Raw genomic sequence first — 13924 nt, forward strand, 5'->3', positions numbered from 1 at the left:
GCTGACATATCCTTTGACATGCTTAGTTTAACTAACATTCAGATGTTATTCTAACAAGCAGCAATCCCAGCAAAAAATTAAAGATTTTTCAGAATAAAATCCGTCATCATGGTGTGTAAATGATGGCGCCTTTTTGCCCCGCGCACTCCGTGCGGATCATCCGGGTAATAAAAGGATTGAAATTGTTTGCCCGCCATGATCAACGCATCTTGTAAGGCTACGGAGTTTTGAAAATGAACGTTATCATCACCGGTGCCGTGTATCAATAAGAAATGCCCCTGAAGTTTATCAGCATATTTGATGGGCGAGTTATCATCATACCCGGAAGCATTGTCCTTCGGCAGTTGCATAAACCGCTCGGTGTAAATGTTATCATAGTATCGCCAGTTTGTTACTGGCGCCCCGGCAATACCCAGCTTATAAACACCCGCACCTTTTGTCATGACCAACGAGGCCATGAAGCCACCATAACTCCAGCCATAAATACCAAGCCGGTTGCCATCCACATAGGGTAAAGAAGCCAAATGTTTTCCACCGGCCAACAAATCCTCAAGCTCCAGTTTGCCCATTTCTTTATACGTCTGCTTGGTAAACTGCTCGCCTCGGAAACCCGTGCCGCGGGTATCCATGGTTACAACAATGTATCCTTTCTGAACAAGAAGCTGACCCCACGCATCAGGATTAAAACCATTTCGAACCTGCGAGGCGCGCGGCCCGCTGTATTGAAAAACCATTACCGGGTATTTCTTACCCGAATCAAAATCACGTGGTTTCATCATGGTGGCGTCCACTTGGGTTACCCCATCAGCCGAAGGGTACTTGTAAAATTCTTTTGTGGCTAAACCATACTCACCTATACGGCTGCGTAATGCTTCATTGTCTTCGAGTACTTTTAACTGTTTGTTGCCTTTTGTCTGGAACAACCGTACAGACAAAGGTTGTGATGCATTGCTGAAGTAATCAAGGTAGTACTGCGCATCATTACTCATATTAATGGTGTGCACACCAAGGGTTGAAGTGAGCGCTGTCTTCCGTTTACCGTCAAGCGAAATGGAATAAAGTTGGCGGTTTAAATAATCCCCTTCAGTTGATATGTAGTAGACGAGTTTTGACTTTTCATCAACCTCTACTACGGAAGTTACCTCCCAGTTATCCTTTGTGATCTGGTTCACCAATTTGCCATCGATGGTGTACAGGTACAAATGTTTGTACCCACTTTGCTCACTCGAATAAATAAAATGCTTTCCATCCTTCAGGTAGGTGAGGTCATCGCAATAATCAATATCAACGTACTTGTCGTTCTTCTCCGTTAACACCACAGTTGAACGACCGGATGCTGCATCGACATGAAGAATTTCCAAAACATTTTGCAGGCGGTTCATTCTTCGTACCGAGAGTACGGAAGGATTGTTCGTCCATTTTACACGAGGAATGTAAATATCTTTATTCGTTCCGATATCGGCCTTCGTGTTAGTTCCGCCAGCCAGGTCATGTATCCAGATTTCAACAACCGAATTATCTTCACCGGCCTTCGGGTATTTAAAGCGATAATCTTCCGGGTAAAGTGCGCCTTTGTTCCACTTCTGCAAATTATATTCCTTCACATTCGATTCATCAAAGCGATGGAAGGCCAACCTTTTACCATCGGGCGACCAGTAAAAAGCCTGGGCAAAACTGAATTCCTCTTCGTACACCCAATCCGTGCTTCCGTTGATGATGTGATTAAACTTGCCATCGCGTGTAACCTGGATTTCTTTCATGGTGGCCAGATCCACATAGAACAGGTTGTTCTCTCGAACAAAAGCCACCCTGGTGGCATCGGGTGAAAACGTTGCATAGGATTGTTTTCCTCCGGCCGAAAGCTTTTGAACCGACTTGCTGATGAGATCATAAATGTAGTATTCAGCTTTAAACGATCTCCTGTAAATTCCTTCGCGCTCTGTAAGTAATAACAGCTTCTTTTCATCGCTGCTGAACTCATAACTTTGAATATTGAGTTTGGTATTCAGCGCGTCACCATCCACCAGTGTTTCAACGGCCTGACCTGTGGTAATATTAAACTTAACGACCTTATTTCCGTCTTGTGAAGAATAAAATTTACCATCGTTCATCCAGTTTATTCCATACACCGAACGCTGGGCAAACGTATTTCGGGTGGTAAAATCATCAATCGTAATTTCCCGTTGTGCAACAAGGAGTGTGGGCAAAAGGAAAAGAGCAACCAGAAAAATATTTTTCATATCGATTAATTTAAAAGGTGCGTAAACCTACAAAGAAAAAAATTACTCGTAACGGATGCTATCCACAGGATTGGATACTGCTGCTTTTATGGTTTGAAAAGAAACGGCCAGCATGGTAATCAACAAAAGTACAATCACCGGAATAAGAAAAAGCATCACCGAAAGCTCAATGCGGGTGGCGAAATCCAAGAGCCATTCGCGTGCAATATACCAGGCTATTGGTGTGGCAATAAGGGCCGAAATCAAAACCACAATAAAATGATCCTTCCACAACAGCACTAATACTTCTGCTGAGGTGGCCCCTAATGTCTTGCGAATTCCGATTTCCTTTTTGCGGGACTGCGCAGCATAGGTTGCCATACCAATAAGGCCAAGGCAGGTAATCCAGATGGACAAACCTGAAAAGAAATAAAGCAGGCGTTCAAGTAAAAGTTCAGACGTGTACTGTGTGGCAAAATGATCATCCAGCATTTTATATACAAAAGGCTGACCCGGATAAATGGTGGAAAACAATTTTTCTGCTTCTTGAATTACTGAAGGCGTTGCCGTGGGCTCTGTATCGAGGGTGAAATAATACCCCAGATGCGGAACAAATAAGAAAGCCATGGGCTTTATGGGTTCGCGGGGTGAATGAAAATGAAAATCTTCAACTACACGAACAATTTTTGCTGTATCATTATAGAACAGAATTCGTTCACCAATAGCATCTTCAGGGTCTGTGAAGCCAACGGCTCGCATGGCGCTTTTATTCAGGATAATTTCCTTCCATGAAGTACTTTCCTCTTTAAATCCTGTGCCTGCCAGACTTTTCAATCCATAGGTTGAATCAAAATTTTGATCTACCATAATAAATTCAAGTGTGATGGCTGATTCAGCCGCAGCAGATAGTGTTCTTACATTACTTGAATAGGCGAGATTATGGTCACCGGGTATCATTCCAACGTAAGAGACTTGTCGTACACCCGAGAGCCTGGTTAACTCCTTCCTGTATTGTGTTGAATTTCTGTCGAACAGGGAATCGTATACTTCCGAATCACGAATCACCAAACGGTTAGTTTCAAATCCAAGAGGTGTGTTGCGCATCAACCGTAATTGTTCCACCACCACAAAAATCCATACAATTAACACCAGTGAGGTTACAAATTGTGTGATTGCCAAAACCTTCCGGACATTTACCCCACGACCCGTTCCGCGTGGCGCTCTTTTTAATACGCTTACCGGATCGTAACCCGATATCATCCAGGAGGGGTAAAGTCCGGTAACCACAATACCCAGGAATAAGATGGTTATCAGAAGTATCCAGTATATAGTGGGTATCTCTAAAAGTTCTTCAACGGGTAAAATAAACTCCGGCCAATACGACCGGCCAATAATCACTATAATGATCGCAAAAATCAAAGCTACACTGTGCAGCATCAACGATTCTCCTAAAAATTGAATAACCAATTGCGCGCGTGCACTCCCCAACACTTTTCGTACGCCAACTTCGCGCGATCGCTCAATTGATTTTGCAGTGGAAAGGCTGACGTAGTTTATAAATGCCAGCAACAAGATGATCAGCGCAATGTTCTTCAAATACATCACCAGTTTTCCGTCTCCGTTTATACCCAACTCACCCTCCAGATTGGAATACAGGTGGATAGACGCTACCGGCTGCAACTCAATTCGAAACTGTTGACTCACCTGTCGCAAGTACTCGCCCGTCTTCTCATCAATCAATCGGGGAATTTTTTCCTGCAAGACGGTTGGATCAACGTCAATACCTAATCGCAGGTATGTAACCGGTATATCCCATCGCCAGGGTTCAAGCACGATGTCCTTGCGCATTACGGCTTCATAGTTTTTAAAGGAAAGCAGCGCATCAAACTTCAAATGACTGTTTTTGGGGAAATCAGGAAAAACGCCAACCACTTCGTAATACAATCGGCCTTTGTAGTTTACCTGCTTGCCTATCGGATCCTCATCACCAAAAACTTTTTTGGCAAAAGTTGATGACATAACCATTGTATTGATTTCTGATAAAGCATCATCGGTTCTTCCCTTTAGTAACGAAATCGCGAACACGCGAAAGAAATCTTCATTCACATAGGCCACCTCTTCCGACTTGGTCCACCGATCGGCATACCGAAACATACCCACTGTTTTTATGATTCTTGTTTCGTGCTCTACTTCGGGGAATGAAGCTTTTAAATCCGGCCCTGCAGCAAAAGGCGCATAAACAGATTCGCGCGATGATCCATCCTGGTTAACACGGATACCTTTTATTCGAAACACTTGGTGGGCTCCCGGGAAGTTATCGTACGATGCTTCATAGGCCGTGAACAGGAACAAAGCCCCGAATGCAGCAAACCCAATAGAAAGACCGAGAAGATTCAGAAAGAAATAAAATTTTCTGCGTTGAAAATTGCGAAGGGCAATCCTGAAAAAATTGCTGATCATGACGGGGGTTTAGGCAATCCAACTTACCCAACTCAGTCTATATTTTTATTATCGTGTAATATTTAGTTAAAAAACGTCAGATTTCACCCTTCAGCGATTTACTGATAACTTCTGCTTTACTGTGTACGTGTAACTTGCGGTATATGTTTTTGATGTGAAAACGAACCGTTTCCAGGGAGATGTTCATGCGGTCCGCTATGAGTTTATAGCTGAGCCCATCCACCAAACCAATTACAATTTCCTTTTCCTTTTCAGATAGCGGAGATGAAACCGCCTTCTTTTCGGTGTTGAAAAAATCGATCACTTTGCGCGCGATTTGTGGCGACATGGGTGAGCCCCCACGGGTCAGCAATTCAATTCCCTCTTTAATTTCTTCCAGTGGTGTGTTCTTAAGCAGGTATCCGGTGGCACCTGCACAAAGGGATTGAAAAATTTTATCGGGATCATTATACACCGTGAGCATAATGATGTCGATACCCGGATAATCACGTTTAATAAGCTTCATCCCATCAATGCCCGACATGCCCGGCAACCCGATGTCCATTAACAGGACATCGGGTTGGTTCTCGGGCGAGAGGGCCTTGCGAAAACTTTCTACCGAACTATGAACCAACAAACATGAAAACCCTGGTTGGCGATCCAGATATTGTTGTAGCAGGCTGCGTATCTGATTATCATCTTCAACAATACCGACCAAAATCATACTAATTTTTTAGCACGTAGATCAAAGATACTTTAAAACCCTGATTGCGGATATCGTAAGTTACATCAGCGCCAAACTCCTTATACTGTCCAATCTTCATTAAACCGTGTTGGTAAAGTAACTGCAATAAAAGTTTTTCGGTAACGTTGTAAACCGGGCCCAACGACAGGCACATGTCGAGTCCTTTATAACTATCCTTTACATCTTCACTTGCCGGCAATCCAAAGTTATCCTGAACTTCTTTGCTGTTTTTTACTTTAGCACTCACCAGCATGCTCACCTGTGCGCCACCTTGTATGGCCAGTTTATCTGTTATCGCATATTGTATGGCCAGGGGAATATCGATATAACTTAGTACTTTTTTATACTCGGCAGTAAATTCTCCCTGTTGGCCAAATCCAGGGCCTTCATAAACCGCACCTTTCACTGCGTATTGCAAACCTGAAACAGCACTCAGCTTATCGTTGATGGGGTACTGAACAACCAGGCCGCCATGAAACCGCACGGCCATTTTTGGCTTTTTGTCAACACCGCCCCAGTCTTTTGCTTTTTTACCGCCAAATGTTGTGAAACTGGGGCCGCCCAATACACTGATTTTAACCTGGGCATTAGCCCCGGTACCGATACAAATAACAAACACCAAAACCGCAATTAGTTTTTTCATAGCTGTATTTTTTAGTTAAAATTCCAGCTATTACTCAAGCCCTTCAACCCCATAAATGGGGGGGGTTATGCGTTTATAGTATAGTCTAATTGTATAGCGGTTCCATTCTGTACTTTCAAGTCAAGCCGGGCATGGATATCAGCCGCACGCTTTCGCATACTGCGCAGGCCATTGCCCTTGTTGTTATCGTGTTCTGCAAACCCTACGCCATCATCGGCAACCTGCATAACAATATTGCGCGAAGACTGGTCAACACGTATGCTTACATGTTTAGCCTTAGCATGTTTTACAATATTATGCAAAGCCTCTTTGTAAATAAGATACAGGTTTTGCTTTACCTGGGGGGAAAGCAGCACTTTATCGTCATGGGTGTGCACCGTAAATTCAAATTCAATATTTTTTGGAACCAGCAATTGAGCAGCAAAGTCCTTCATGCGTAACAACAAATCGCCCAATCGGTCGCTGCGGTTATCAACCGACCACACAATATCACTCATCGTGCTGACTACTTCGCGGCTTGTTTCGCGGATGTTGGTGAGGTAATTTTTCTTTTCGTTCTCGTCAACTCCATTGTCAAGTAAATCGGAATAAATAGAAATCCGCGTAAGGCTTGACCCTACTTCGTCATGAAGGTCGCTCGCTATTTTGGTACGAAGCCGTTCCAATTGAAGCTTTTGGTTGACCCTGTACTGGTGAGCCCCATATAGTAAAATGCCAACCAGCACCAACATGCCCACCATAAACCACCAGGTACGCCAAAAGGGTGGCAGTACACGAATCGTAATGGAAGCGAGGTTACTGTCCCAAACCTGGGGATTTGTTGTGGCCGTTACTTCGAGGGTATAGAAGCCGGGGCTAAGACTTGTAAAGCTTACAAAGTTTGTTGTACCTGTCTCAACCCAATCGTCACTGAAGCCCTTAAGCCTGTACCTGTATTTTACCAATGAGGGGTTTTCAAAAAAGAGTGCGGTAAAGGATAGACTAAAAAAATTTTCTGATGGCTTCAAGTTGATTTGCCGGGCAAAGGAAATGTGTTTGTCAAACCTTCTGTTTCTTTTTGAAGAGCTTGTATCAACACCTATTTCCTGATTAAAGATTTTCAAGGTTGTGAATTTAATATCAAACCGGTCTTCCGTTCTTTCATTTAAAGCCAAAGGCTCGAACCAAACCAACCCTTTGGTTGACTTTGTGTAAATTCTACCTTGCTTGTCGGTTTCAAATCCCATATAAAGATCGGCAACTTCCAGCCCATGGGCTGCGTCAAAAATTCGCTCTTGCCGGGTTTGGGTATTATAGCTGACAATATTTCCCTCCGTTGCAAGCCAAAGTACCCTATTTCGATCCATTACCAAATCAGCAAAACGATGGACATGATGGCTCCCGTCATAAATCAAACGGGTTCTCAATGAATCCCCTGTGCGATACTCCGTTACGTGTACCTGGTTACCGGTTAGCAACAACTGCACTTCCCGGGGCACCGTATTAAAAGCCTCTGAACCTTCGTTAACAAATACCGTGTAGACCTGCTCATCTTTATTAGAAAGTTTTTGAAATACCCGGGCTTCCTTATCAAAAACAACTGTTCCATGATTGGTTTCAAACCAAATGTTGTTGTCAAATTTTCGCATTCTTCTAACAGAATAAAAACTTATACCCAGCTTCCAAAGTGAGTCAGCATTGAAATGCTTGTAGACTCCGGTTTCCATATTGTAAGCTGTAAGCGGTGAGTTGAAAGCCGTGATCCACACCCAATCTTCATCCACGAGAAGGGACGAAACAGCATCATTAAGGATTCCGGTTTTTCCGGCCTGGTAACGAAGGTGTTCAAATGAATCCTTTTTATAATTATAAATAGCAACACCGCCTCCTTCCAGCCCAACCCAAATTCGGCCATAGCGATCCTCATCAATGGCAATCACAGCATTGTGGGCAAGGCTACCCGGTTGTGAAGGATCACACACGAAACGGGTGGTATACCCGGTTTTAAGATTCATTCGGTTTAACCCTGTACCGTTAAAACCTATCCAGATTATCGAATCATTTTCTGCATATACTGCGCGGGGAAGTCCGTTTAAAATAGAGTTTGGATTTTTTGCCTGGTGTACAATACGATGAAAAATTTCTGGTTTTGTATTGAGCACATAAAATCCTGCTTCGGCAGTAGTAACCCACAATAATCCTTCGCGATCCAGGTAAATACCGGGAATATTATCCGATCCAACTGATTCATGGTCGGCCGGATCGTGATACCAACGTTGAAATGTGCGTGTATTAAGGTTATAATAGTTAAGTCCGCCTCCATAAGTGCAAATCCATAGTCCGTTGTCCCGTGGGTCATATAATACTGTAAATATTGAGTTGATGGAGAGTGAGTTTTTATTTCCGGGATTGTGAATAAGATGTTCCTGTGTATTATTTGTAAGGTTAAACACATGGAGTCCTCCGTAGGTACCGATAAATAAGTGATCGGATAAGCTATCGTACGCTAATGAACGAATTACCCTAAAGCGATAAGTGTCTTCTTTATTCTTGTTTTTAAGTTCAACAAAATCAAAATCATCCGACTGGCTGTTAAATCGAAAAAGCCCTGCCGTTGTTGCTACCCACATTGTTCCGCGCTTATCCCGGGCTAATGCTGTTACAAAATTGTTCGGCAGGCTTCTGGGGTTAGTTGGATCGTTTTTATACCACCTGATTGATCTGTTGCTTAGATCAACACATGCGAGACCTTCACCTAAATGAGCCACCCAAAATTTTTTATTACCCTGGATGAGCAAGTCCTTCGCTGTCTTGCCCAGTAATGTTGCGCTGTCATTGGCCTGGTAAAACCTGTCCTTTAACCTGTCGTATTGAAGCAACTTTCCGGTTGATGTAATGGTAAAAAGATTTCTAGCGGAGTCCTCAAAAAGTATTCTGGCAACAGGTCGTTCTCTCTTTTCATCTAACAATGATTTTCCGGTATAGCGCACAACATTGGATGCATCGTACCGTGCCACTCCATTATCGATACTAAACCAGATATACCCCTCACTATCCTTTAGTGTCGTAAAAAGGTTATTGTGATGTGCACGTGTAACCTGGTCAATCCTTCTGAATCGGGTGGAGAATTGCTGTGCATTGGTGCAAAATGCAATCAATAAAAACACAAAACTAGACTGGCGGATAACCATGTTTTGAATTTACTGAAAGTAGCGGATAGAAATAAACCCGGCTATGAATATCGTTTTAAAATCCGGTCAACCTGATTTAAATAACCTCCACCAAAAAGATTGGCATGAACCATAAGTGGATACAGGTTATAAATGTCCGCGCGCTCAATAAATCCGGAAAGAAGCGGAAAAGAGTTGTTATAAGCCTCATAAAATTCACTTCCAAATCCACCAAATAATCTGGTAAAGGCCAATTCTATTTCCCGGTGTCCGTAATAAACCGCTGGATCAATCAGGCAAGGCTCACCCTTTTCATCTACCATAACATTGCCGCACCATAAATCGCCATGGAGCAGACTGGGCGATTCAACCGGTAGCAGGTCGGGTAATTTTTTATAAAGATCATCAAGCTTTGATCGGTACTTTCTATGCAGGCTATTGTTTTGCCCGGCCAATGAAACCTGCTTTTCAAGGCGTTGTTCGATAAAGAATTGAATCCAGCTGCCATGAAAAGAATTAGACTGATGCAAAGAACCAATGTAGTTATTATGGTTAAGTCCAAATTGAGCATTCGTGTTTCGGTGAAGTTGTGCCAACCGTTCACCTAACAATGCCCAATAGTTTTTACACGGACGGGCAGCGTGTATAAATTCCAAAACAATAAACTGATTGGCTTGAGTTTCATCAACCAGCACAACTTTTGGAAGGTGAATAGATTTTGCCGAGTTGAGCAGCGTCAATCCTTTTGCTTCAGCATTGAACATGCCCGGGTAGCGATGGGCATCATTCCATTTTAAAAAATAATTGCCGTTGTCGGTAACGAGTTCTCCGCCTTGATTAATACAACCCCCTGATGCCGGACGGAAACTCGTGACCTTACAACGAAGTTGATTCTCAACATGTGCCTTAACTGAAACAGGAAATTGATGCATGTCAAGGAGCTTCAAAAATTAAAAGGCGAGATTAACTTTTATGCCACCATAAAAATTCCGTCTTGGTGCTGCGTTAAAGTATCGGCCTCCTGCCGCATTCAAGTCGTGGCCTAAACTATAGTTTGCATTAAGCAGATTATCACCACCAACATAAAGCTCAAAACGTTTGTGTTGATAGCCCAACCGAAAACCCGGCAAAGTATATGATGCTGCATACACCGTGTTGGCGTCATTCAATGGAAGTTTACTGTTATAAATAACTGTTGTGCGAACATACAATCCCATCCGCAAGGCAACATCAACACCACCACTCCACACATGCTGTGGCGTGCCCGTTAATTGGTTTCCCGAAAAATCATCCTGCCCTTTTACATAATCTCCAAAGCGATAATGATTATAAGCAAAGCTCGACCACACCACGATTTTGTTCACCAGTCCACCCGATGCTAATACAGGATTGTAGTTAACAGAAAACTCAATCCCTTTTTGTTTCGTTTTTCCGGCATTTACAAAATACTCAGCACCGTCTTCTTCTCGTCTGATGACAATGGTTTCTTTTAATCCGAACGAATAGAATGTAGCATCTGTCTTCAGGGTTCTGAAAAATTCCGATCGGGCGCCCAGTTCATAATTAGTGCCTGTCTCGGGCTGAAGATCACGGTTGAAAATACCGTTCGAAGCATTAACCTCGGCAAGTGTAGGCGGTGAAAACCCACGGCTTAAACTTCCGTAAATCGAAACGTTTTTACCGGGTGTCGTTATAAAAGCCAGTCGTGGCATAAACTCAGGATCATATGTGATTTTTTCCGGAGCTAAACCTACACCCGAAAGCCGATGAAAATTGTATCGCAATCCGTTCATACTCAATCCCGCGGTTGCACTGAAATTCTTCCAACGTAACTCTCCCTGGCCAAACAGGCTGTATTGCAACACATCTGTTTCATCGTCCAACAGCAAAGCGCCAGGTTTGCCTTGTAAATTTTCATACGACTTCACGGGTAAAAATCCATATTGAAATTCTCCTCCACCTAAAAAGGTAACAGCAACGTTACCTGCGTTTTGTTTAAACGTTGTTACTGAACGGGCCCCCAGGCTTTGTTCACTACGATGATCGTAGTTCCTGATCGAAGGATTCTTAAAATTTACCAGGTTACCATATACACTCGTCTGGTTTTGAAGTTTTTTGCTAAAAGCATATTTGTGTGAAACGCCAACATAAAACGATCGAAGCGAAACGTGAGCATTCTGTTCTTCTGCTCCAGGTAAGGTTTGCGTAGCGGGTCGAGCTTGTTTTGGGTTAGCTGTAAATTCACTTAATGTAAGGCCCCCGGGGGTTTCGTAAAACAAGTCACTATAAAAAATAAAAGTCTCCAAAACCTGATTGTCACCCGTTTCAAAACGAAAAACGCTATTGACAACATCCCGCGAAAATCTTGTTTGATTACGGTAACCGTCAGCTTGCTGATGCATAACCTGCACCTGGTGACTTGACTGTTCCCTTCCTTCCTCGTACGAAACAGAAAGTTGCTCACTGCCAAATGAACCAACTTGAAAAGCTGTTTTAAGCGTATGCCCTCTTTCAGGATAAGGGCTACTCAGCAACAAAACACCACCGGTTCCTGCTCCGTACAAGCTTGATCCCGGGCCTTTTAACACTTCCAGCGATCCAAGCATGGCCGGATCAAGCTGGTTCAGGTATGTGTTGCCTCCGGGATCCGTAAGCGGAATGTTGTTCCAGTAAACTTTAACATTACGCACTCCAAAAGGTGAACGAAGCGTACTGCCGCGAATGGATACGCGATAACTGCCGGGTGATCGTTCTTCAAGGCGAACTCCAGGTACGGTGTTCATAGCCGGAACTAGTGTAGAGATATTAAACCGTTGGAAATCTTGCTGTCCAACGGTGGCCACTGAAGCTGGAATTTCTTTAAGTGGTCGGTTGTAGACGAAGGCGTTTATGATCACCTCATCCAACTCTCGAATGGTGTCGCGCACAACAGGTAGCTCTTGCGATGAAGCCCTGAAGAGGGTTAAAACACACAGGAAAAAAACTAAAAAGCGAAGCATTATTTTTGGCGATAGCAGGCCCTTTCCAAACGATGTACTCCAAATCTGGCAACAAGCCCAATAACCTGTAATACAGTGAAATAGGCAAGGTTTTACACTAAAAATCCGAAAAAAATAGCCATCTTGCAGGTTGTCGAACTAATTCGGCCAAGGCTCGGTTATAAAAATGCTTCTAAAAAAGGCCATTATTCATCAATAATTAACAACAAATCATGGGAAGACCTCCAGTATTACCAAAGAAGAAAAAAGACGGGTTTTATATCGAAATCCGCAATAAAGGATCAAAATCTGCAGGAACAATTATTATCCGCGATAGTCGCGAGGCCATGATGCAAGCCGCGCGCATGTACGAAATCACAAAAGACGTTACCATTCTTGGCGAACACCGCAATGGCAAGCGTGTGGAGGAGTCGAAGAAAAAGAGTTCCGCTAAAGTAAAATAAGGGGCGGTTGCCCCTTTTTATTTCCCCCACCTTCACTAATCTTTTCTATTTTCAGCCGAAAAATGCATTCGGTGAGGTATTTCTTTGTTTTGTTTCTCCTGGCATGGCTTACCACCAGCGCTCAAAAAAATGAAAAGCCTTACGTAATACTCATTTCGTTCGATGGTTTCCGGTACGACTATACATCAAAATTTGAACTGCCGAATTTCACTGCCTTTGTAAAAAACGGTGCCGCTGCTGATGGGCTAATCCCATCCTTCCCCAGCAAAACATTTCCTAACCATTACACACTGGTTACTGGTTTATACCCCGGACATCATGGGTTAGTCGACAATTATTTCTACGACAAAACACTTGATTTGAATTACTCTATGCGTAACCGTACTATGGTTGAGAATCCAGTCTTTTACGGAGGCATTCCGTTATGGCAACTTGCCCAACAACAAGGCTTGAAATCCGCCTCGTGCTTTTGGGTGGGATCGGAGGCACCCGTGCAGGGAGAATTCCCAACCTATTATTTCCGGTATGATGAAAGTGTGTCAAACACAAAACGTGTTGACCAGGTATTGACCTGGCTGAAACTGCGAAAGAAAGACCGTCCCAAATTTATCTCCCTGTATTTTTCATTGGTGGATTCCGAAGGGCACAACACGGGGCCAAATTCTGAAGAGTTAAAAAAAACCGTACTGGAAGCCGACAGTTTGCTGGGTTACCTGATGAGAGGGTTGAAAAAGATCAGGCTTCCGGTAAATGTTATTCTCGTCTCAGATCATGGTATGTATGAATTGGAGCAGAAGGAAGGAACCTACATTACGCTGAGCAAATTTTTAAACCTGGCCGATACCACTGTGCGTGTTATCAATGGCGGAACGCAGGCACACTTGTATACCAAAAATGTGGATTCACTTTACAATATTCTAAAATCTGTTGAGACAAATTTTGAGATTTTTAAGCGGGAGGATTTTCCCGATCGATGGAATTATAGAAATGATCGAGTAGGCGATATAATGATTGTCGCCAAGCCCGGTTATTACATACAAATGAACAGTCGCCATTTCGGCAGGCTTCAGTCGCCTGTATTTGGTGTGCATGGTTACGACCCCGATGAAGTAAAAGAAATGCAGGGTATTTTTTACGCCAATGGGCCAAACATAAAAGCAGGAATCACTCTACCAGTTTTTAAAAACATTCATGTATATCCATTCGTTGCTTATCTGTTAGGATTAACTCCGCCAAAAACCGATGGATCGTTAAGTGTGCTGTTGCCTGTTTACAAAAATTAAGAAG

Annotated in this window: 9 protein-coding genes; 2 read left to right on the forward strand and 7 right to left on the reverse strand. The window is 43.2% G+C overall.

The window, feature by feature from the left end; genetic code table 11:
- Positions 1-77: 77 nt before the first annotated feature.
- The 7 genes from KIT51_00610 to KIT51_00640 form a co-directional block, all read right to left on the reverse strand.
- Positions 78-2240, reverse strand: coding sequence for a S9 family peptidase (locus KIT51_00610; protein ID UYN86820.1), 2163 nt, complete (start codon positions 2238-2240; stop codon positions 78-80).
- Positions 2241-2282: 42 nt separating this feature from the next.
- Positions 2283-4679, reverse strand: a complete 2397-nt coding sequence (locus KIT51_00615) for an ABC transporter permease (protein UYN86821.1) — start codon at positions 4677-4679, stop codon at positions 2283-2285.
- Between the two features lie 76 nt (positions 4680-4755).
- Positions 4756-5382, reverse strand: a complete 627-nt coding sequence (locus KIT51_00620; protein ID UYN86822.1) for a response regulator transcription factor — start codon at positions 5380-5382, stop codon at positions 4756-4758.
- Between the two features lies 1 nt (position 5383).
- Positions 5384-6046 (reverse strand): PorT family protein, encoded by a 663-nt coding sequence (locus KIT51_00625; protein ID UYN86823.1) that lies wholly within the window; start codon positions 6044-6046, stop codon positions 5384-5386.
- Positions 6047-6111: 65 nt separating this feature from the next.
- Positions 6112-9216: a hypothetical protein gene (locus KIT51_00630; protein UYN86824.1), complete on the reverse strand. Its 3105-nt coding sequence runs from the start codon at positions 9214-9216 to the stop codon at positions 6112-6114.
- A gap of 41 nt (positions 9217-9257) precedes the next feature.
- Complete coding sequence (locus tag KIT51_00635; GenBank protein ID UYN86825.1) at positions 9258-10142, reverse strand: fructosamine kinase family protein; 885 nt, start codon at positions 10140-10142, stop codon at positions 9258-9260.
- A 3-nt stretch (positions 10143-10145) separates the two neighbouring features.
- Positions 10146-12194 (reverse strand): TonB-dependent receptor, encoded by a 2049-nt coding sequence (locus KIT51_00640; protein ID UYN86826.1) that lies wholly within the window; start codon positions 12192-12194, stop codon positions 10146-10148.
- Between the two features lie 212 nt (positions 12195-12406).
- Between KIT51_00640 and KIT51_00645 the strand changes: the two genes are divergently transcribed.
- Complete coding sequence (locus KIT51_00645) at positions 12407-12637, forward strand: hypothetical protein (GenBank protein ID UYN86827.1); 231 nt, start codon at positions 12407-12409, stop codon at positions 12635-12637.
- A gap of 71 nt (positions 12638-12708) precedes the next feature.
- Positions 12709-13920, forward strand: a complete 1212-nt coding sequence (locus tag KIT51_00650) for an alkaline phosphatase family protein (GenBank protein ID UYN86828.1) — start codon at positions 12709-12711, stop codon at positions 13918-13920.
- The last annotated feature ends 4 nt before the right edge of the window (positions 13921-13924 follow it).

This window comes from Cyclobacteriaceae bacterium (assembly GCA_025808415.1).
Classification (GTDB): Bacteria; Bacteroidota; Bacteroidia; order Cytophagales; family Cyclobacteriaceae; genus UBA2336.

What these genes read in the sequence shown, in the direction of transcription:
- KIT51_00645 (UYN86827.1), top strand. Translation starts at nt 12,407, where the DNA reads ATGGGAAGACCTCCAGTATTACCAAAGAAGAAAAAAGACGGGTTTTAT.
- KIT51_00630 (UYN86824.1), bottom strand. Translation starts at nt 9,216, where the DNA reads ATGGTTATCCGCCAGTCTAGTTTTGTGTTTTTATTGATTGCATTTTGC.
- KIT51_00620 (UYN86822.1), bottom strand. Translation starts at nt 5,382, where the DNA reads ATGATTTTGGTCGGTATTGTTGAAGATGATAATCAGATACGCAGCCTG.
- KIT51_00640 (UYN86826.1), bottom strand. Translation starts at nt 12,194, where the DNA reads ATGCTTCGCTTTTTAGTTTTTTTCCTGTGTGTTTTAACCCTCTTCAGG.
- KIT51_00615 (UYN86821.1), bottom strand. Translation starts at nt 4,679, where the DNA reads ATGATCAGCAATTTTTTCAGGATTGCCCTTCGCAATTTTCAACGCAGA.
- KIT51_00610 (UYN86820.1), bottom strand. Translation starts at nt 2,240, where the DNA reads ATGAAAAATATTTTTCTGGTTGCTCTTTTCCTTTTGCCCACACTCCTT.
- KIT51_00625 (UYN86823.1), bottom strand. Translation starts at nt 6,046, where the DNA reads ATGAAAAAACTAATTGCGGTTTTGGTGTTTGTTATTTGTATCGGTACC.